We start from the raw sequence: 18,044 nt of genomic DNA on the forward strand, positions 1-18,044 counted from the left end.
CTTAAGATCAGCTCTTGCCGTGGAACAGCTCGCGGCCGATCAGCATGCGGCGGATCTCGTTGGTGCCGGCGCCGATCTCGTACAGCTTGGCGTCGCGCAGCAAGCGGCCGGCCGGGAACTCGTTGATGTAGCCGTTGCCGCCTAGCGCCTGGATCGCCTCCAGCGCCACCTTCACCGCATTGGTCGAGGCGTTGAGCAGGCAGGCGGCCGGGTCGATGCGCGACTTCACCCCCGAGTCGAACTGCTGCGCCACCATGTAGGCGAAGCCGCGCGAGGACTGCAGCGCGGTGTACATGTCGGCTACCTTGGCCTGCATCATGCCGAAGGTGCCGATCGGCGCGTTGAACTGCTTGCGCTCGCGCACGTAGGGCAGGGTCAGGTCCATCGCCGCCTGCATCAGGCCGATCGGGCCGCCGGAGAGCACCAGCCGCTCGGTGTCCAGGCCGCTCATCAGCACGCGCACGCCCTCGTTCACCTCGCCGACGATGTTCTCCTCGGGAATCTCGCAGTCCTCGAACACCAGCTCGCAGGTGTTGGAGCCGCGCATGCCGAGCTTGTCGAGCTTCTGCGCGGTGCTGAAGCCCTTCATGCCCTTCTCGACGATGAAGGCGGTCATGCAGCGGCTGCCGGCGGCACGCGGCGCGGTGCGCATGTACACCAGCAGCACGTCGGCGTCCGGTCCGTTGGTGATCCACATCTTCGAGCCGTTGGCCACCCACACGTCGCCTTGCTTCTCGGCGCGGCAGCTCATCGAGCCGACCACGTCGGAACCGGCGCCCGGCTCGCTCATCGCCAGCGCGCCGACGTACTCGCCCGAGCACAGCTTGGGCACGTATTTCCGACGCTGCGCTTCGTTGCCGTTGTGGAAGATGTTGTTGACGCACAGGTTGGAGTGCGCGCCGTAGGACAGGCCGACCGAGCCGGAGGCACGGGAGATCTCCTCCATCGCCACCATGTGCGCCAGGTAGCCCATGTCGCTGCCGCCGTATTCGCCCGGCACGGTGACGCCGAGCAGGCCGAGCTCGCCGAACTTGCGCCACAGGTCGGCCGGGAAGGCGTTGTTGCGGTCGATCTGGTCGGCGCGCGGGGCGATCTCCTTTTCCGCGAACGCGTGGACGGTCTCGCGCAGCAGGTCGAGGTCTTCGCCGAGGGGGAACGGGCGCATGCGGTGCTACTCCATGGAGGGGACAAAGCCCATCAATGGTAGCGCGCGAGCCGCTGGCGACCTTGGCGCGACGCACAAGACCCCGCTGGCGTCAGTGCGCCGCGAGCTCCCGCGCATGCTCGGAAAGGCGTGCGTACTGCGTCATCACGCGGACCAGCTGACCGAGCACGAAGCGACTGGCGGCGTCCTCGGCGGTCGGTGCGACGAAAGCGGTCCCGCGCGACGCCGGCGGCACCGCCGGGCGCCCGGACAGCACGTCCGCCAGGGCGTCGAGCGCGTCGATCACCTGGCGCCCGGTCGCCTGCACCGGCGCCAGCGCCGCAGGCGGCATCGCCTGGCGATGCGCACCGAGCGCGGAGAGCTGGCCCAGCAGCAGGTGCGCCGCGGTGAGGAAGCGCAGCAGCGCCTCCCGGCTGGCCGGCGTGCGGTCCGGCTCGCGCAGCATCGCGGCGAACTGGCCGCTGAGCGCGGCGTCGGCGTTGTGCGCGTCGCGTCGGGCGATGCGGTAGGCCAGGTCGTCCTGCTTGCCGCTGGCGTACTGGGCGAGGATCCGCTCGAGATAGCGCGCGTCGCTGCGCAACGCCTCGGCCAGCACCTCCGCCAACTGCCGGCCGCGCCAGTCCGGCAGCACCAGGTAGATCGCCAGCGCGGCGATGCCGGCACCGATCAGCGTGTCGAGCAGGCGCGGCCACATCACCGAGTAGCCGTTGCCGATCTGGTTGAAGCACAGCAGTACGAACAGCGTGATGAAGGCGGTGGCCAGCGCGTAGCGGCGTTGCCGCGTGGCGAAGAAGCCCACCCCGGTGAGCACGATCAGCCCCATCTGCCACGGGCCGAACGGCGCGAGTCTCAACGCAGCCCAGCCGGCGACCAGGCCGAGTACCGTGCCGACCACGCGCTCGAACAGCAGGCGGCGCGTGGCGCCGTAGGTCGGCTGGCACACCAGCAGGGTGGTCAGCAGGATCCAGTAGCCCTGCCGCGGATGCACCGCCAGCAGCATGAGATAGCCGGCGAGCAACGCGAGCGCCAGCCGCAACGCATGGCGGAAGTGCATCGAGCGTGGGGTGAACTGGATGCGGATGCGCCCCCATGCCTCGCCAAGCGTCTGCGGCCCGGGGTCCTGCAGCACCAGGCCGTCGTCGACGGCCGGCGCGTGGCGGGTGGCGTCGCCCAGGCGGATCTGGATGGCCTCGAGGTTGTGCGCCAGCGCGTCGACCGCGTGCTGCACGTCGGCGGGCGGGGGCGACGCCTGGGCCTTCATCGCGGCCACCGCGTCGTGCAGGTCGGCCAGTGCCGCCGTGGCGACCGGCGAGCGCCGGAACGGGACGCGCAGCCGCAGTGCGGCGGCGCGGGAGCGGCAGCCATCGGCCTGCAGGCGCAGCAGATGGCCGCAGCGGAACAGCACGTCGGAATGGAACAGCGCCTCGGCCAGCGCGTCGTACGGATGATGGGCGGAACTGGCCCGTTCGTGGATGTCCTGCGCCATGAAGTAGAGCTGCAGGCGCGCCGCCGTGGTGCCGCGCGGGCGGCGGTTGCCGATGCGGTCGACCAGCACCAGCCGGGTCGCGTTGAGCGCCTGCACCACACGCTCGTTGCGCAACGCCAGCTGCAATTGCAGCGCATCGCGGTCCACCCCATGCACCGGGGCGAACAGGGCGGCCTTGCCGTCCAGGTAGTCGGCCAGCGCGTCGAACGAGCGGGCCAGCGCCAGGCGCAGCGCCTGCTGCGGCGCCAGCGCGCTCCAGCCAAGCGACAACACGCCGTACCAGCCGGCACCGGCCAGCAGCAGGAGCGGCTCGTGCCAGGGATCGGCGCGGCCGCCATGCGCCGCGTCCACGCCGATCATCGTGTAGACCGACAGGATCAGGGTGCCGCCGGCGATGGTCGCATAGCGCCCGCTGGCCGCACCGAGCATCACCAGCGCGAAGGTGGCCAGCGGCAGGCTGGCGGCAAACAGCCAGGGCGTGGGCAGCAGCCATTGCACGGCCATCGCGGCGATCGCGAAGCAGGCGAGGGTGAGCAGCAGCGTGCCGAGCCGGCTGCGCCAGTGGTCCTCGGTTTCGGCCAGCGCGCAGGCGATGGCGCCCAGCAGGGCGGGGATCACCGCATGGATGTCCCCGCGCGCCAGGCACCAGGCGACGATGCCGCCCAGCGCCAGGCCGACGCGTACGCTCTCGGCATAGCGGTCCGAGCCGCGGAAGCGGCGCCAGGGGTCGATGAGCAGGGCGGGGAGATTCACCCGGCGAGGATACGATGGAACGTCCAGGCGTTCGGAGTGGCGATGGCCCGGGCGCGATCCGGCCCGCCGCCTGCGGCGATGCGCCGGAGCGGGCCAGGCGGCCCACCCCGGCGCGTCGCTCACTTCACCTTGGCCAGCTTGGCCTTCAGGTCCACGTCGGACATCAGGAAGCCGACGCGGCACTCGTAGTTATTCGGGTCGCGGTATTCCTGCCCCTCATGCACGCCGACGATGTCGGTCACCGCATTGGCGCCGGCTTCCTTGGCCGCCGACTGCAGGGTGATCAGCGCCGACAGCATCGCCCAGTCGCAGGTCTTCTGGTCGCTCTTGCCGAAGGCATTGGTCTTCTTGTGCGTGGTGACCAGGTCGTCGACCACCTGGACCTGGCCCGGCGGCGTGTTGCCGGCCAGGTAGAACTTCACGCTGCCGTCGAGCTTGCCACTGGCGAGGCCGGCCTGGACGGCATGGTCGAAGGCCAGGTGCACGGTCTTGTCGGCGGCGAAGCTGGCACACGGCAGGGCGGCGAGCAGCAACACGGCGAGGCGGCGGAATCTTGCGTTCATGCGGTGGATCTCCTTGGGGTGGGTTAGGATTTCGGGTTCGCGAGGCGGCGGCCGATCAGCACAGCCCGCCGTTGACCGCCAGCACCTGGCGGGTGATGTAGCCGGCATCCGGGCTCATCAGGAACTGCACGGCAGCAGCCACCTCCTCCGGCGTGCCCATGCGCTGGGCCGGGATGATCTTCAGGATCTCCTCCACCGGCACCTCATCGTCGAGCATGTCGGTGTCGATCAGCCCCGGTGCCACGCAGTTGACGGTGATGCCGCGCTTGGCCAGCTCCACCGCCAGCGCCTTGGCCGCACCGATCACGCCGGCCTTGGAGGCGCTGTAGTTGACCTGGCCGCGGTTGCCGATTAGCCCGGAGACCGATGCGATGCAGACGATGCGGCCCGGTGCGCGGCGGCGGATCATCGGCATCGCCAGCGGGTGCAGCACGTTGTAGAAGCCGTCCAGGTTGGTGCGCAGCACGCTGTCCCAGTCGTCGTCGGACAGGGCGGGGAACGCGCCGTCGCGGGTCAGTCCGGCATTGCAGACCACGCCGTAGGGTGCGCCGTGCGCGGCCACCTCGGCCTCCAGCGCGGCGCGACACGCAGCGCGGTCGGCAATGTCGAACTGCACGATGCGCGCGTTGCGGCCCATCGCCCGGATCTGGCCGGCGACCGCCTCGGCCTCGTCGCGGCGCGCGCGACAGTGCAGCACCAGGTCGTAGCCGGCGCGCGCCAGGCGCAGCGCGATGGCGCGGCCGATGCCGCGGCTGGAACCGGTAACCAGGATGGTGTCAGTCATGGGTGGCTGCTCGTGCAAGGGTGGCGAGGAAGGCATCCGGGTCGGGCGGGCTGAACACGCTCAGCCGGGCTTCGGCCCTGCCCGCCGGTGAGTCGATGTGGCACGCGAACACACCCATGCCTCCATCGTCGTGGAAGCTTCGCACGGCTTCCACGCGCAGTGCGGTGCCGGACGCGAACACATCCACATCGCTGCGGTAGTGTCGTGTACCGAGCAGGAAGCCGACCCGCACCGGCCGGCGTTCGCACCGTGCCTGCCAACCGGCCCAGGCGGCTACGGCCTGGGCCATCAGCTCCACGCCGGCCCAGGCGGGCAGGCCACCGCCGCATTCGAACAGGCCGTCCGACCGTACGAGCCGGGAGCAGACCATGTGTTCCTCGCCGGCCTCGATGACGGCATCGAGCAGCACCATGTCGCCGGCGTGCGGCAGCAGTTCGGCGATCGGCGGGTAGCCAGCGTCGCTCACGACGCATCTCCCAGGATCAGGCTGGCGTTGTTGCCGCCGAAGGCAAACGAATTGCTCATCAGCCGGCGCGGACCGCCCGGGGCCAGCGTGTCACCGACTTCGGCGAAGGTCAGGGCGGGGAGCTCGGGATCCGTCTCGCCATGCGTCGTCGCCGGTGGCAACCGCCGTGCCGCGCGCGTATCGGTCAGGCTCAGCCAGCAGAACGCCGCTTCCAGCGCGCCGGCCGCGGCCAGGGTGTGGCCGGTCAGCGACTTGGTCGAGGAACAGGGCACACCCTGCGGGAACACTTCGGCGACCGCCCGGCTTTCCATGCGGTCGTTGTGCTCGGTGGCGGTGCCGTGCAGGTTGAGATAGTCGATCTGTGCCGGCGCCAGTCCGGCGTCGTCCAGCGCCGCGCGCATCGCGGCGACCGCGCCGCGACCCTCGGGATCGGGGCTGGACATGTGGTACGCATCGCTGCTCGCACCCACGCCCAGCAGTTGCACCGGGCCGTGCTCGCGGGTCATCAGGAACAGTGCGGCGGCTTCGCCGATGTTGATGCCGCGTCGCTCGCCCGAGAACGGGCGGCAGCGCTGCTCATCCATCGCCTCCAGCGCGTGGAAGCCGTTGAGCGGCAGCCGCGCCAGCGCATCCACGCCGCCGCACAGCACCGCGTCGCAGACCCCGGCGCGCAGCAGGCGCTGCGCGCTGATCAGGGCGCGCGCCCCGGCGGTGCAGGCGGTGGAAATCGCGTAACGCGGACCGCTGACGTCCAGCCATTCGGCGAGGAACTCGGCGGTGCCGGCCAGCTCCTGGTGCGCGTAGCGATAGTGGTCGGGCCAGGCACCGTCCCGGCGCCAGCCGGCCAGACCGGCGGTGGCTTCGTCGATGCCGCCGGTGCTGGTGCCGATCACCACGCCGAGGCGCTCCTCGCCGTAACGGGCGATGGCATCGCGCAGCTCCGTTTCGATCTCCCGCGCGGCGGCCAGCGCCAGCCGGTTGCAACGGTTGTCGCGGGTTGCCGACAGCGGCACCGGGATGGCCGGCAGCGGCGAGCTCACCGCTCCCATCGGCGGGGCATGGCCGGGAATCCAGCCGGCCTCGGGACGCAGACCGTCGCCGTCGCCGGCGAACAGCGCCTCGGCCACCGCGCGCTTGCCGATGCCCAGCGAGCAGACCACGCCGAGTGCGTTGAGGTAGCCGCCGTTCACGCGCCCGGCTCCGATCCGGCCGGAGGCTTGCGCGCCGCCACGTTCACCAGGGTTTCCTCGCGCTGGCCCGGCGGCGGCGGGGCGCGCAGGCCCCAGCGTTCGAGCAGGCCGAAGTCCTTCGAGCGGCTCCACCAGAGATAGGGCAGCGAGACGTTCGCGTCGTCGAACGCGAACCCCTGCCCACGCAGCATGGCGAGGTACTCCTCGGCGCTCTTCTGCACGTGCATCGGGTGGCGGAAGAACCAGCGGATCACCCAGGTGTCGATGTATGCCCGGGTGGACTCGGCGAACAGCAGCCAGCCCCCCGGCTTGAGCACGCGCCAGAACTCGGTCAGCGCCTTCTCCTGCTCGACCAGGTGGTGGAAGGTCTGATGGCAGAACACCACGTCGACGCTGGCGTCGGGCAGCTCGATACGGGCGCAGTCGGCGGCGAGCATCTGCGTGTCGATGCCTTCGCGCTGCGCTTCGGCCTGTGCCAGTGCCAGGCTGTGCGGGTCGGCATCCAGGCCGATCAGGCGGTCCGGAGCGAAGGCCTCGCGCAGCAGGCGGAACGACTTGCCCTGGCCGCAGCCGGCATCGAGCAGGGTGCCGCCGCGTGGCAGCGGCGTGCCGGCCAGCCGCTTGAGATCGTTGATCGCCACGCGCAGCACATGGTGCTGCCAGGTGTGCGTGGCGAGGAAGCGGAAGCCCAGGCGGGTTTCTTCGACGTAGGTGGTGCTGGCGTAGGTCATCGGATCGATTTCAGTGGGGAGTGTGGCGGTGGATGGCCGCACTTGCTTGATCATCGCGGCCGTCATGGCCGCCGGAGAGGTGCCGTTCCACGGCGTCGACAAAGCTTTGCGGCGAGGCCAGCTGCATCTCGCCGTCGGCAAGGCGCACGGCCACCTGCACGGTGCTGGCGCGGGTCATGCGCTCGCCGCTGGATGCATCGCTGATGAGGTAATTCACCTTCAGCCGGTTCTGCCATTCGACCAGATCGGCGCGCACGCGCAGGCGTTGGCCGAAACGTGCGGCGCGCACGTAGCGCAGCTGCAGGTCGATCACCGGCCACACGTAGCCCTCGGCCTTCATGTCCATGTAGTTGTGGCCGAGGCGGTCGAGCAGCGCGCAGCGCGCGACCTCCAGGTATTTCACGTAGTGGCCGTGCCACACGACGTCCATCGAGTCGACGTCGAAAAACGGCACCAGCACCTCGCTGTCAACGTGCAGCACGCCGCGGGCTCGCATCCGCATCTCCTTCACTTTCGTTCTCGGCCTGCCAGTAGGCGTAGAAGTTGAACCACTGCCAGGGCGCCAGCAGGCACAGCTGGGCGAGGCGGTCGGCATAGCGCTGCGCCCACTCGGCGATCGCCTGCTCGCGCTGGCCGCGCTCCCACGACGGGGCGTCGAGGAACGGCTCGAGGCGGATCTGGTAGCGACCGCCGATCTTGATGCAGCACATCAGGTGCACCGGGCAGCGCAGCAGGCCGGCCATCAGCCAGGGGCCCTGCGCGAAGGCCGCACGATGGCCAAGGAAGTCGACCAGCACGCGGCGGCCGTCCTGCAGCGGGATGCGGTCGCCGGCGATGGCGATCCATTCGCCGCGGTCCAGCCGCTGCGACAGGTCCAGCATCAGCGCGGCGTCCACCTCACTCACCTGCAGCAGGCGCAGCTGGCGGTCGCCGGCCTCGCTCTGCAGGCGGTTGAAATGCGCGGCATGCCGGTTGTGCACCAGCACGTTGAGCGGGACTTTCTCCTCCATCTCGGCCAGTGCCCGGCACACGTCCAGGTTGCCCAGATGGGTACAGACCAGCAGCTGGCCGCGCTCGCCACCCTGGCTCCGGTGCAGCTGGCCGCGCACGTCGGCCGGATCATGCAGGCTCACCTGTGCCGCGCCCAGCGTGCCGCGCCAGACGTCCAGCCGGTCCAGCAGGCTGTCGGCGAAGGCCATGAACTGGCCGAACACGCGGCGCGTGGTCGGACGCAGGTCGGCGCGGCCGCTCCATGCGGCGAGGTAGGCCTGGTATTGCCGCACGTGGCGGCGCGCCCGTCCGAACACGAAGAAATACAGCACCACCAGATGCAGCACCGGCTGCATCGTGCGGCGCCCGAGATGGCGTACGGCGAAGGCGGTGAGCTTCATCATCGCGAAGCTGCCGCGCTCCTTCTGGGTGGCCCAGTGGTTTGCCTGCACCCGGGTTACGTTCATGCGCCCGGCTCCACCCGCAGGCGCCCGGACGAGCAGTGCTGGTCGTCCAGGCGGTAGGTGAAATGCAGCTTGCCGCGCTCGCGATCCAGGCGCAGCTCGAGTTGCACCACGTCGCCGGGACGCAGCAGGCGCTGAAACTTCAGCGCCTCCATCTCGCGGCAATGCGGTGTGATCGCCAGGCGAGGGGCCGCCAGCACCAGCGCCCACTGCACCTGCAACACGCCCGGCACCACCGGCGCGCCAGGGAAATGCCCGGGGAAATGCGCCAGTTCCGGTGGGATGCGCAGGTCGAGCAGCCACGTGCCGTCGCGCAGTCGCTCGTCGAGCAGCTCGGGTTCGCGCACCTCGCTCACGCGTGCCGCCTGCGCAGTCGCTGGCGCAGCAGCCATTCGCCGACGAACAGCACGCCCATGATGAAGTACACCAGCAGCCCGTTGTAGAGCGTCCACCACTTCAGCGGCGCCCACAGCGTGAGTGCGGCCGAGACCGCCGCGTTGAACACGAAGAAGCCGACCCACACCCAGGTGACCTTGCGCGTGTAAGGCACCGCCTCCGGCGGCAGCTCGGGTTCGCGCAGGCGCGCTACCCGCTCGATGATCGGTGGTCCGTAGATCAGACTGACCCCGAAGGTGGCCAGCAGCAGCAGGCTGATCAGGGTCGGGTACCAGCGCAGCAGCTGGCCCTCGCCGGTGACGGCGAGCAGCACGCAGTACGCCAGCGCGGCGGCGACCATCCAGCGTCCACCCGGTTCGCGCAGCAGACTCGGCGCCCGGATCAGCCAGATCGAGCCGAGCACCAGCGCGAACACCGGCGGCGCCACCTTCTCCATGCCGAAGTAGACGACGAACGGATACAGCACGCCGACAACCGGCAGCAGGATGGCACTCAGTCGGCGCATGGGGCCTGCTGGGCCGCGACGTAGGCGGCAAGGTTGGCCACGGTGGCGAAGTGCTCGCGCGCATTCTTCGCGTCCGACTCGACGCGGATGCCGTAGCGCTTCTGCAGCGCCAGGGCCAGCTCCAGCGCGTCCACCGAGTCCAGTCCCAGACCGTCGCGGAACAACGGCTGGTCGGGTGGGATGTCGCCGGGCTGGAGGTCTTCCAGGTTCAGCGTGTCGATGATCAGGCCGGCGATGTCCTGTTCCAGCGAGGCGATGTCGATGACGGCATTCACGAGGTGGCGAGCTCCCTGTCGAAGAGTTGGTGCAGATGGTCGTTGAGACGGCGCGAGGCGATCGGCAGCGGCGCATCGGCGTTGAAGGTGGCCGGATCGATGTCCTCGCCCACGCGCAGGTGCACCTGCACGCGCCGCTCGGGAATGCGATACCAGGGTTCGGCCTTGGTCAGCGTGGTCGGCGCGACGGTGATGTAGACCGGAGTGATCGTACGGGCGCCGCGCAGGGCGATCGCCGCCGCGCCCCGGTGGAACACCGGCGCATGGCCGGGCCGGGTGCGCGTGCCCTCGGGAAACACCACCAGGCACTGGCCCTCGCGCAGCACGTCGGCGGCGCGTTCCAGCATGGTCATGCTGCCGTCGTTGCTGATGTACCCGGCGGCACTGACCGGGCCGCGGGTGCACGGGTTGTCGAACAGGCCGGCCTTCACCACGCAGTTGGCGTTGCGGATCTGCCCGATCAGGAACACCACGTCGATCAGCGAGGGATGGTTGGCCACCACCATCTGCCCGGGGTTCCCCAATCGCTCGGCGCCTTCGATGCGGAAGTCGAGCACGCGGCTGCGGTGCATGAACCACACCAGCATGCGGAACGATCGACTGATCGCGGCGCGGGCCCGGCGGCAGCGCGCGTCGGCGCCACCCGGCAGCAGGCTCATCAGCGGCAGCGCCAGCAGCCGCAGCAGCAGCCCGCCGATGCCGAACAGCACGAAGCTGGCGCCGGTGGCGACCAGTCGCCACGCCCAGGCGTCGGTACGGCGGCTCAGGCCCGCTGCTGCCAGATCCATCGGCGTGTCTTCCATGCGTGTTCCAGTGACGGTTCCCGGTTGATCGTGGCGCGCAGGAAATCGAGCGCGTGGGGCCAGGCGCAGCGGGTGCGATCGCCTTCGGCGCGCGCGTTTCGCAATTGCCAGTTCGCCCCGTTCGCCGCGGTACCGGCGGCCGTCCCCCTCCCCAGTCGCAGCGCTACAGCGTAGGAGAACGGCACGTCGTCGATCCACGGCGCATAGGCGGCCGGTGGCTGCTCCTCGGCGACCACCACCAGCACCGCGGGCGCGCCGGCGTCCAGCAGCAGGGCACCTTCCAGCATGGCGTGCTCGAAGGTGTCGGCCTCGCCGGCGATGGCGGTCGACTCACCGCGCTGCCCGCGCAGGATCGACCACTGGCCCGCGATGGCGTTGTGCACCGACAGACCGAACTGGGTCGGCGACAACGGCTGCCCGTCGGCGATGTCGCCGAGCAGGGCGAACGTGCGGGTGGTCTCGCCATGACGCGAGGCGAACACGAACGGCAGCTGCTCGTCCCCGCCGCACAACGGCCAGGCGGCCTCCAGCGTCATCCGCGCCAGCCGGCTCAGGCGGCGGCGCTGCATCGGTGGCAGGAAGGCGCAGGCGGGCTGCACCTGGCCATCGTCGGGCACGACGCGCGGCGCCATGGCCCAGTCGTGCCATGCATCGGGCGTGTCCAGGCCGGGAGCCCAGGCGCGCCAGGCGTCGATGCGCAGCGCGGTCATGCGCGAGCCTCCGCGAGGCGCCGGAACAGCAGGGCGGTGCAGCTGCCGCCGAAACCGAAGTTGCCCGACAGCACGCTGTCCACCGTTTGCCCGCGGCACGCGTCGAGCAGCGGCGCATCGGCAAATGCCTCGTCGACCTGGTCCGGTACGCGGCCGGGCGCGAGAAAGCCGTGCTGCAGCATCAGCAGGCCAGCGATGGCGTCCAGCGCGCCGGCGGCGGCGGGCGCGTGGCCGAGCAGTCCCTTGATCGAGGACAGCGGCGGCACCGGCGCATCGCGTTCGGCGAACACGATGCGGACCGCCTGCCATTCGGCGAGGTCGCCCTGCGGCGTGGAGCAGGCATGCGTGTTGATGTAGCCGGGCAGGGTGCCGGCACGCACGATGGCCTGGCGCAGTGCGCGGGCGATGCCGTCGGCACCGGGGCCGACCATGCTGGCCGCCTCGGTAGCACTGCCGTAGCCGGCCAGTTCGGCCAGCACGGTGGCACCGCGGGCCCGCGCATGTTCCAGCGATTCGAGCACCAGCACGCCGGCGCCGGCGGCGAGCACGAAGCCGTCGCGATCGCGGTCGTACGGGCGCGAGGCGAGCGTGGCGTCGTGCTGCGGCGACAGCGCACCCATCGCGTCGAACCACATCGCGGTGCTGTCGTGCAGTTCCTCCGCGCCGCCGGTGATCACCACCTGCTGGCGGCCGAGCTGGATCAGCTCCATCGCCTGGCCGATCGCGTGCGCGCTGCTGGTGCAGGCCGAGCTGATGGTGAGGCTGGTGCCGCCGATGCCGAAGGCATGCGCGATGCTGGCCGACAGCGCACTGCTCATGCCGCGCGGCACGATGAACGGCGAAAGCTTGTGGATGCCGCGGCTGCGATGCAGTTCCAGCGCCGTCTCGTGCTCGCTCAGCGCCGCGCCGCCGCCCAGCACCAGACCGCAGTCATCGCGGTGCAGGGTTTCCGCGGGGAGGCCGGCCTGCGCCAGCGCCTCGCTCATCGCGTGCCAGGCGTACAGGCCCGGCGCGGCAAGAAAGCGCCGCAGCTTGCGCGGTGGTTCGGGCAGGCCGGAAAGGTCGACCGGACCGCCGATGCGCGCCTGCATGTCGAGCGCGGCAAAGCCGTCCATCGGACGCAGGCCGCTGCGGCCGTTGCGCAGGCCATCGAGCAGCGCATCGTTGCCCGCACCGAGGCAGGACACCGAGCCGGTGCCGGTCACCACCACGCGCGGCAGGCCGTTGGCGTCGACCAGACGCATCAGTCGACCGCCCGGAAGATCAGCGAGGTGTTGATCCCGCCGAACGCGAAGTTGTTGTTCATCACGCAGTCGGTGGCGATGGCGCGCTCGCTGCCGGCGATGTAGTCCAGCTCGGCGCAGTCCGGGTCGACCTCGGCCAGGTTGAGCGTGGGCGCGAAGCGGCCCGCGCGCATCATCTCGATCGCCCACCACGACTCCAGCGCGCCACAGGCGCCCAGGGTGTGGCCGACGTAGCTCTTCATCGCGCTCACCGGCACGCGCGCGCCCAGCACTTCGTGGGTGGCATGGCTCTCGGCCACGTCGCCGCGGTCGGTGGCGGTGCCGTGGGCGCTGACATAGCCGATCGCCTCCGGCGGCAGTTTCGCGTCGGCCAGCGCCAGACGCATCGCCACCGCCATCGTCGCCGCGGTGGGCTGGGTGATGTGCACGCCGTCGGAATTGCAGCCGAAGCCGATCACCTCGGCGTACATCGTCGCGCCGCGCGCCTTCGCGTGCTCGTACTCCTCCAGGATCAGCGTGGTGGCGCCTTCGCCGACCACCAGGCCGTCGCGCGTGCGGTCGAACGGACGCGGCGTGAGCTGTGGCTCGTCGTTGCGCGTGCTGGTGGCGAACAGCGTGTCGAACACCGCCGCGCCGGGGCCGGACAGCTCCTCGGCGCCACCGCACAGCATCAGCACCTGCTTGCCCTGCGCGATCGCCTCGTAGCCGTAGCCGATCGCCTGGCTGCCTGAGGTGCAGGCGCTGGAGGTCGGGATGATGCGGCCCTTCAGGCCGAAGAACACGCCGACGTTCACCGCCGTGGTGTGCCCCATCATCTGGATGTAACTGGTGGCGGTGACGCCCTGCATCGAGCCGGTGTCGAGCATCCGGCCCATCACCCGCACCGGCTCCACGCTGCCGCCGGACGAGCCGTAGGCCACGCCCATCCGGCCGTCACGGATGGCCGCGTCGTCGAGCAGGCCGGCGTCGCGCAGCGCGTGTTCGCTGGCCGCCACCGCCAGTTGCGAGACGCGGCCCATCGAACGGGTTATCTGCCGCGGCCAGGCCGGCGCGACGAAGTCGTCCACCGGGCAGCCGAGGCGGCCGTTGAGACCGTCGAAATAGTCCCACTCGGGCATCCGGCGCACCGCGTTGCGACCCTCGCGCAGCCGGTCGGCGATGCTCGGCCAGTCATGGCCCAGCGCGGTGATGCCACCCATGCCGGTAATGACGACGCGCTTCATGGCCGGGACATCCGGGGCTGCAGGGAGAGATCGATCATGGAGCGTCCATCACGGGTGGGCGGCTGGTCGGCACCAGCAGCACGGTGAAACCGATACCCAGCAGCAGGGTGAGGCCGAAGTCGTGCAGCGCGGGCATCGAGCTCAGCGACAGCAGGCCGAAGGAAAGCAGGGTGGTGATCGCCGACAGCAGCACGCTGGCGTACATCGCGCCGGGGCGATGCGCGGTGTACGGCTCGCCCTCATGCAGGAACACCGCGTAGTTGGCGCCCACGCCGAGCACCAGCATCAGCGCCATCCAGTGGAACAGCGTCAGCGGCTGGCCGAGGTAGCCCAGCGCGGCCAGCGCCAGCGCGATGCCGGCGACCGGCGGCAGCATCACCCGCAGCATGCGTCGCCAGCCGTAGCGCCAGCCGAACACCGGCACCACCAGCACGAGCGCGGCGAACAGCCACAGGCTGGCATAGCGGCGGTAGCGGCCGAACAGCTGCGAGACGCTGGCCGCCTTGTCCACCAGGGTCACGCCGGGCAGGCGATCGGCGGCGCTCTGCAGCTGCGCGTCGTCGTCGCCCTGCGGCAGCACGATCGAGGCACAGCCGTGTGCGCTGCAGCCCATCCACAGGTAGCGGAACGGCGTGGCCAGCGGCGACTCCAGCCAGCGGGTGAAGGCCAGCGGCGTGCCCGGCCAGGTGTCGGCATAGCCGGCCGCGGCGTCGGCACGCAACCCGCCGGCGACCAGCAGCGACTGCAGGCGTTCGCGGTCGGCCCGGGTACGCGTCGATGCCGGGGCGCCTGCCGGCGGCTCGCCCGTCGCGGGGACGGCGCCGTCCGCCTGCAGGCTGCGCGCGAGCAGCGCGTGATCGGCCTGCTGACGCGCCTGCGAGGGCGCCATGCGGGCCAGCCCCAGCCAGTCGGCGAGCTGGCCGCGGCGCACCATCGCCTGCAGCCGCTGCTCGAGCAGTTCCTCGCGCTGCAGGGTCTGTTCGGTGTTGGCGCCCTGTACCAGGTAGAACTGGCTGCCGTTGCCGAGCCCGGTGATGTCGCGGATGCGGTGTTCCTGGGCGACCAGCGAGGCCGGCGGGGAAATCAGCAGGTGCACGTCGTCGTCGTGACCGAGCCGCTGCCAGCCGGGCAGGGCGAGCAGCAGCAACAGCAGCGCCAGCCACCGTCCGCGTCGCCCGTGGCCGGCGTGGCTGACCGCGCGCTGCAGCGCCAGCGCCCAGCGTACCGGGGCCGCCGACAGCGGCCGGGCCGCGCGCTGCAGCATCGCCGGCAGCAGCCAGAACACGCTGAGGCAGGCCGCCAGCATGCCGCTCATCGCGAACACCGCCATCTGGCGCAGCGCAGGGAAGGGCACCCCGGCCAGCAGCGCATAGCCCAGCAGCGAGGTGGCCAGCGCCAGCAGCAGGGCCGGCCGCACCTGGCGCAGACCGGCAGCGGCATCCCAGCGGCTGCCGGCGTTGGCGCGTGCGGTGAGGTACTGGATCGAGTAGTCCACCGCCTCGCCCAGCAGCGCCGCGCCGAACACCAGGGTCAGCAGGTAGATCTGCTTGAACACCAGCAGGCTGACCACGGTGGCGGTCAGCACGCCGGCCGCGGTCGACAGGAAGGCCAGCAGCAGCGGCCCAGGCGAACGGAACATGCCGATCAGCAGCAGCGCGATGCCCAGCGTGGAGATCCAGCCGACCAGGTGCACGTCGTGCTCGGCACCGGCACGGGCGGCGGCGGCATAGAACACCGCGCCGGTGCGCAGCACCTCGGTGCCGGGCTGCTCGCGTTCCACCTGCGCGACGGCGGCGTCCACCGCCGCCAGCGCGCGGCGCTGCACGGTGTCGTCGTAGGACGATCCTTCCAGCGTCGCGGTGACCAGCACGCGGGTGCCACCGTCCTGGTGCGCGACCAGCAGGTTGTCCTCCGGCAGCAGCGGCGAGCGACTCCAGGGCTGCTGGTCGAGCCAGTGCTGCAGCCAGCCGAACGGATCGTCCTGCAGCGTGGTGCCCACGCCATCGAGGAACGGTGCGTTGAGCCGTTGCGCCAGCGCCCGTGCCGGGTCGTAGCCGGGCGCGGCCATCGCGGTACGGTCGTCGTCGGACAACAGGAAGAACCGGTGCGCCAGGTAGGGAGCGACCATCTGCTGCAGGTCGAACGGCGGCAGCTCTGCCATCACCGAACGGAACACGTGGTCGGCCGCCAGCGCCTTGCCCAGCGCGCGGGCCGCCGCCTTGGCGCGGTCGTCGTCGGCGTTTTCCACCAGCAGCACCACGCGGTCGCCGTTGGCGTGGGCCAGCCGTTGCACCGCGGCCTCGGCCAGCGGTTGCTGTTCGGTGGCCGGCAACATCGCCAGCAGGTCGGTCTGGATGGGAACGCTGCCGCGACCGAACAGCAGCCACGCGCCGAACCCGGCGAGCAGCACCATGGCCACCGCGAACAGCACGGCATGCAGGGTCAGGCGGGATTTCACGGCAGTCCGAGCACGTGCTTTTCCAGCGCACTGAGGGTGCCGGCATCGCGGTTGCGACTGAAGCGGATATCGGTATCGCCGCCATCGTGCATGACGATGCGGATGCCCTGCAGGAAGTCGTCGCCGCTCAACTCGACGCGCTCCAGCACCTGCGCCACGCGCTCCTGCCGGGGAACCAGTTGGAGTGTCCAGTGGGCGGCGCTGCCGCTGGCGGTGATGGTGAACTGCCGGCTCACTTCGTCGCTGCGGCCGCCGAGCATGGCCTGCAGCATCCCGGAGATCTGGGCCACCCCGCGGGCATTGCGCAGCGGGTAGGCCTGGCCCCGGGTGTCGATGCGCGCGGCCTGCTTGCCGGTGAACGCCAGTGTTTCGGCCACCGGCGTCAGCGACTGCCACAGCATGCCGTGGCCGAGCACGAACAGCAGCTGCCCGTGGCTCTCCTGCGGGCGGGCCAGCGCGGGATTGGATCGGGTCTGCACGAAATCGGCCCGCACCGCCTCGTGGCGGGCCAGCTCACCCAGCACCTGCTGCAGCAGGGGGCTGGGGGTTCCGGTTGCGCAAAGGCCGATGTCGGGCGTACCGAGCAGCACTCCCAGCGCAAACAGTAAGGCGATCAGATGGCGCATGACGGCTCCCGGCGCAGGCGGCGCCACAGCAGTATGGGCGCACGCGGCAGCATGCCGAGCAACAGGCGGGTGTGCATCGCACTGATGCGCAGGTTGTCGCGCAGCATGCGGAAGTGGGACAGGCCATTCTCCGGGTAGATCACCCGGGTCGCCAGGTTGCGTACCGGCACGCCGCGCCAGAACAGGCGCACGGCGATCTCGGTGTCGAAGTCCATGCGTGCCGGCACCGGTGCGCGATCGAGTTCGGCGCAGGTCGCCTCCAGCGGGTACAGCCGGTAGCCGCACATCGAATCGCGGATCGCCAGCGACAGCGTTTCCACCCACACGCAGACGTGGGTGACGTAGCGACCGTAGAGGCGGCCACGCGGCACGCTGTCGTCGTAGACCGGGCAACCGCAGACCAGCGCGCGCGGGAACGCGCGCGCCTCATCCACGAAGCGGGGCGCGTCGGCTGTGTCGTGCTGGCCGTCGGCGTCGATCTGCAATGCGTGCGTGTAGCCCGCCGCGTGCGCGGCGCGCATGCCCGCGGCCAGCGCGCGGCCCTTGCCCTGGTTGTGCGGCAGGCGGATCAGGGTCATGCCGGGTTCGTCGCGGTCCAGGTCGTCGAGCACCTCGCGCGTGGCGGCGTCGCTGCCGTCATCCACCACCACGACCGGCAGGCCGTGCGCGCGCAGTCCCCGGACGGTGCGTGCGATGGTGCTGCCGTGGTTGTAGATCGGGATCAGCGCACAGGGCGCAAATCGATCCGGAGCGGACATCTTGCGGCGGGTCAGCGTCGGAGCAGGGTATGCACGGTGGCGATCACGTCGCCCACCGTACGCACGCTCTTGAAGTCTTCCGGCCGGATGCGCATGCCCGTCATCTCCTGCACCTGGATGGCGAGGTCGACGGCGTCGATCGAGTCCAGTTCCAGGTCGGTGAACAGGTGGGCCGAGGCGGTGACCCGCGACGGGTCGATCTCGAAGGTATCGCGCAGCACTTCGCGGAGCTTGTCCAGAATCTCCTCGTCGCTGATCCCTGCTTCCAAAACGCTGCTCATACCGGTTCCACCTGTTCCTGCTTTTTATTGATGCTTTTCCCGCGCCCGCAACCCATCGCGCGGCCACCTGACCGTGGCGCACGGGAAACCGGCACGGTACCCCGTTCCGGTGGATGCTGCTCGACGCCGGCCTGTGCCGACTGCCCGTGAAACGGGCCTCCCCTGGTTCCAGC

The 18,044-nt window shown here is 70.6% G+C and carries 20 protein-coding genes; all 20 read right to left on the minus strand.

Annotated features, from left to right (window positions below; translation table 11 throughout):
- Positions 1 to 7: 7 nt before the first annotated feature.
- The 20 genes from NC595_RS11295 to NC595_RS11390 all read right to left on the minus strand — a co-directional run bounded on the left by NC595_RS11295 (position 8) and on the right by NC595_RS11390 (position 17,871).
- On the minus strand, positions 8 to 1,165 hold the full coding sequence (locus tag NC595_RS11295) for an isovaleryl-CoA dehydrogenase (protein ID WP_253566470.1): 1,158 nt from the start codon (positions 1,163 to 1,165) through the stop codon (positions 8 to 10).
- Positions 1,166 to 1,256: 91 nt separating this feature from the next.
- Positions 1,257 to 3,404: a YccS family putative transporter gene (gene yccS, locus NC595_RS11300; RefSeq protein ID WP_253566472.1), complete on the minus strand. Its 2,148-nt coding sequence runs from the start codon at positions 3,402 to 3,404 to the stop codon at positions 1,257 to 1,259.
- Positions 3,405 to 3,523: 119 nt separating this feature from the next.
- Positions 3,524 to 3,967 carry an excinuclease gene (locus NC595_RS11305; RefSeq protein WP_253566474.1) on the minus strand — a complete coding sequence of 148 codons (444 nt, stop codon included), beginning with the start codon at positions 3,965 to 3,967 and terminating at the stop codon, positions 3,524 to 3,526.
- Positions 3,968 to 4,022: 55 nt separating this feature from the next.
- A complete protein-coding gene (fabG, locus tag NC595_RS11310; protein WP_253566476.1) occupies positions 4,023 to 4,751 on the minus strand; it encodes a 3-oxoacyl-ACP reductase FabG in 729 nt (242 codons plus the stop codon).
- Positions 4,744 to 5,217, minus strand: coding sequence for a hotdog family protein (locus NC595_RS11315; protein ID WP_253566478.1), 474 nt, complete (start codon positions 5,215 to 5,217; stop codon positions 4,744 to 4,746). Before NC595_RS11315 ends, fabG begins: the two co-directional genes overlap by 8 nt.
- Positions 5,214 to 6,407: a beta-ketoacyl-[acyl-carrier-protein] synthase family protein gene (locus NC595_RS11320; RefSeq protein WP_253566480.1), complete on the minus strand. Its 1,194-nt coding sequence runs from the start codon at positions 6,405 to 6,407 to the stop codon at positions 5,214 to 5,216. Before NC595_RS11320 ends, NC595_RS11315 begins: the two co-directional genes overlap by 4 nt.
- Positions 6,404 to 7,192: a class I SAM-dependent methyltransferase gene (locus NC595_RS11325; protein ID WP_253566482.1), complete on the minus strand. Its 789-nt coding sequence runs from the start codon at positions 7,190 to 7,192 to the stop codon at positions 6,404 to 6,406. Before NC595_RS11325 ends, NC595_RS11320 begins: the two co-directional genes overlap by 4 nt.
- On the minus strand, positions 7,149 to 7,634 hold the full coding sequence (locus NC595_RS11330) for an acyl-CoA thioesterase (protein WP_253566484.1): 486 nt from the start codon (positions 7,632 to 7,634) through the stop codon (positions 7,149 to 7,151). The genes NC595_RS11325 and NC595_RS11330 overlap by 44 nt, the downstream gene beginning before the upstream one ends.
- Positions 7,606 to 8,595 carry a lysophospholipid acyltransferase family protein gene (locus NC595_RS11335; RefSeq protein ID WP_253566486.1) on the minus strand — a complete coding sequence of 330 codons (990 nt, stop codon included), beginning with the start codon at positions 8,593 to 8,595 and terminating at the stop codon, positions 7,606 to 7,608. Before NC595_RS11335 ends, NC595_RS11330 begins: the two co-directional genes overlap by 29 nt.
- A complete protein-coding gene (locus NC595_RS11340) occupies positions 8,592 to 8,948 on the minus strand; it encodes a 3-hydroxyacyl-ACP dehydratase FabZ family protein (RefSeq protein ID WP_253566495.1) in 357 nt (118 codons plus the stop codon). The genes NC595_RS11335 and NC595_RS11340 overlap by 4 nt, the downstream gene beginning before the upstream one ends.
- A complete protein-coding gene (locus NC595_RS11345) occupies positions 8,945 to 9,493 on the minus strand; it encodes a COG4648 family protein (protein WP_253566497.1) in 549 nt (182 codons plus the stop codon). Before NC595_RS11345 ends, NC595_RS11340 begins: the two co-directional genes overlap by 4 nt.
- Positions 9,481 to 9,768: a phosphopantetheine-binding protein gene (locus NC595_RS11350; RefSeq protein WP_253566499.1), complete on the minus strand. Its 288-nt coding sequence runs from the start codon at positions 9,766 to 9,768 to the stop codon at positions 9,481 to 9,483. The genes NC595_RS11345 and NC595_RS11350 overlap by 13 nt, the downstream gene beginning before the upstream one ends.
- Positions 9,765 to 10,571: a lysophospholipid acyltransferase family protein gene (locus NC595_RS11355; protein ID WP_253566501.1), complete on the minus strand. Its 807-nt coding sequence runs from the start codon at positions 10,569 to 10,571 to the stop codon at positions 9,765 to 9,767. The genes NC595_RS11350 and NC595_RS11355 overlap by 4 nt, the downstream gene beginning before the upstream one ends.
- The gene (locus NC595_RS11360; protein WP_253566503.1) at positions 10,532 to 11,281 is read right to left on the minus strand and encodes a beta-ketoacyl synthase chain length factor; all 750 of its coding nucleotides are present in this window, start codon (positions 11,279 to 11,281) and stop codon (positions 10,532 to 10,534) included. The genes NC595_RS11355 and NC595_RS11360 overlap by 40 nt, the downstream gene beginning before the upstream one ends.
- Positions 11,278 to 12,525, minus strand: coding sequence for a beta-ketoacyl-[acyl-carrier-protein] synthase family protein (locus NC595_RS11365; RefSeq protein ID WP_253566505.1), 1,248 nt, complete (start codon positions 12,523 to 12,525; stop codon positions 11,278 to 11,280). Before NC595_RS11365 ends, NC595_RS11360 begins: the two co-directional genes overlap by 4 nt.
- On the minus strand, positions 12,525 to 13,748 hold the full coding sequence (locus NC595_RS11370; protein WP_253566506.1) for a beta-ketoacyl-ACP synthase: 1,224 nt from the start codon (positions 13,746 to 13,748) through the stop codon (positions 12,525 to 12,527). Before NC595_RS11370 ends, NC595_RS11365 begins: the two co-directional genes overlap by 1 nt.
- Positions 13,749 to 13,782: 34 nt before the next feature.
- Positions 13,783 to 16,206 (minus strand): MMPL family transporter, encoded by a 2,424-nt coding sequence (locus NC595_RS11375; protein ID WP_253566508.1) that lies wholly within the window; start codon positions 16,204 to 16,206, stop codon positions 13,783 to 13,785.
- Positions 16,203 to 16,832, minus strand: a complete 630-nt coding sequence (locus tag NC595_RS11380) for an outer membrane lipoprotein carrier protein LolA (RefSeq protein WP_253566510.1) — start codon at positions 16,830 to 16,832, stop codon at positions 16,203 to 16,205. Before NC595_RS11380 ends, NC595_RS11375 begins: the two co-directional genes overlap by 4 nt.
- The gene (locus NC595_RS11385) at positions 16,820 to 17,590 is read right to left on the minus strand and encodes a glycosyltransferase family 2 protein (RefSeq protein WP_253566512.1); all 771 of its coding nucleotides are present in this window, start codon (positions 17,588 to 17,590) and stop codon (positions 16,820 to 16,822) included. Before NC595_RS11385 ends, NC595_RS11380 begins: the two co-directional genes overlap by 13 nt.
- Positions 17,591 to 17,601: 11 nt before the next feature.
- Positions 17,602 to 17,871, minus strand: coding sequence for an acyl carrier protein (locus NC595_RS11390; RefSeq protein ID WP_017462214.1), 270 nt, complete (start codon positions 17,869 to 17,871; stop codon positions 17,602 to 17,604).
- Between the last annotated feature and the right edge of the window lie 173 nt (positions 17,872 to 18,044).

This window comes from Dyella lutea, assembly GCF_024158035.1.
Classification (GTDB): Bacteria; Pseudomonadota; Gammaproteobacteria; order Xanthomonadales; family Rhodanobacteraceae; genus Dyella_A; species Dyella_A lutea.

What these genes read in the sequence shown, in the direction of transcription:
- NC595_RS11365 (WP_253566505.1), bottom strand. Translation starts at nt 12,525, where the DNA reads ATGCGTCTGGTCGACGCCAACGGCCTGCCGCGCGTGGTGGTGACCGGC.
- NC595_RS11390 (WP_017462214.1), bottom strand. Translation starts at nt 17,871, where the DNA reads ATGAGCAGCGTTTTGGAAGCAGGGATCAGCGACGAGGAGATTCTGGAC.
- NC595_RS11345 (WP_253566497.1), bottom strand. Translation starts at nt 9,493, where the DNA reads ATGCGCCGACTGAGTGCCATCCTGCTGCCGGTTGTCGGCGTGCTGTAT.
- NC595_RS11360 (WP_253566503.1), bottom strand. Translation starts at nt 11,281, where the DNA reads ATGACCGCGCTGCGCATCGACGCCTGGCGCGCCTGGGCTCCCGGCCTG.
- NC595_RS11305 (WP_253566474.1), bottom strand. Translation starts at nt 3,967, where the DNA reads ATGAACGCAAGATTCCGCCGCCTCGCCGTGTTGCTGCTCGCCGCCCTG.
- NC595_RS11325 (WP_253566482.1), bottom strand. Translation starts at nt 7,192, where the DNA reads ATGATCAAGCAAGTGCGGCCATCCACCGCCACACTCCCCACTGAAATC.
- NC595_RS11330 (WP_253566484.1), bottom strand. Translation starts at nt 7,634, where the DNA reads ATGCGAGCCCGCGGCGTGCTGCACGTTGACAGCGAGGTGCTGGTGCCG.
- NC595_RS11335 (WP_253566486.1), bottom strand. Translation starts at nt 8,595, where the DNA reads ATGAACGTAACCCGGGTGCAGGCAAACCACTGGGCCACCCAGAAGGAG.
- NC595_RS11295 (WP_253566470.1), bottom strand. Translation starts at nt 1,165, where the DNA reads ATGCGCCCGTTCCCCCTCGGCGAAGACCTCGACCTGCTGCGCGAGACC.
- NC595_RS11355 (WP_253566501.1), bottom strand. Translation starts at nt 10,571, where the DNA reads ATGGAAGACACGCCGATGGATCTGGCAGCAGCGGGCCTGAGCCGCCGT.
- NC595_RS11370 (WP_253566506.1), bottom strand. Translation starts at nt 13,748, where the DNA reads ATGAAGCGCGTCGTCATTACCGGCATGGGTGGCATCACCGCGCTGGGC.
- NC595_RS11385 (WP_253566512.1), bottom strand. Translation starts at nt 17,590, where the DNA reads ATGTCCGCTCCGGATCGATTTGCGCCCTGTGCGCTGATCCCGATCTAC.
- fabG (WP_253566476.1), bottom strand. Translation starts at nt 4,751, where the DNA reads ATGACTGACACCATCCTGGTTACCGGTTCCAGCCGCGGCATCGGCCGC.
- NC595_RS11380 (WP_253566510.1), bottom strand. Translation starts at nt 16,832, where the DNA reads ATGCGCCATCTGATCGCCTTACTGTTTGCGCTGGGAGTGCTGCTCGGT.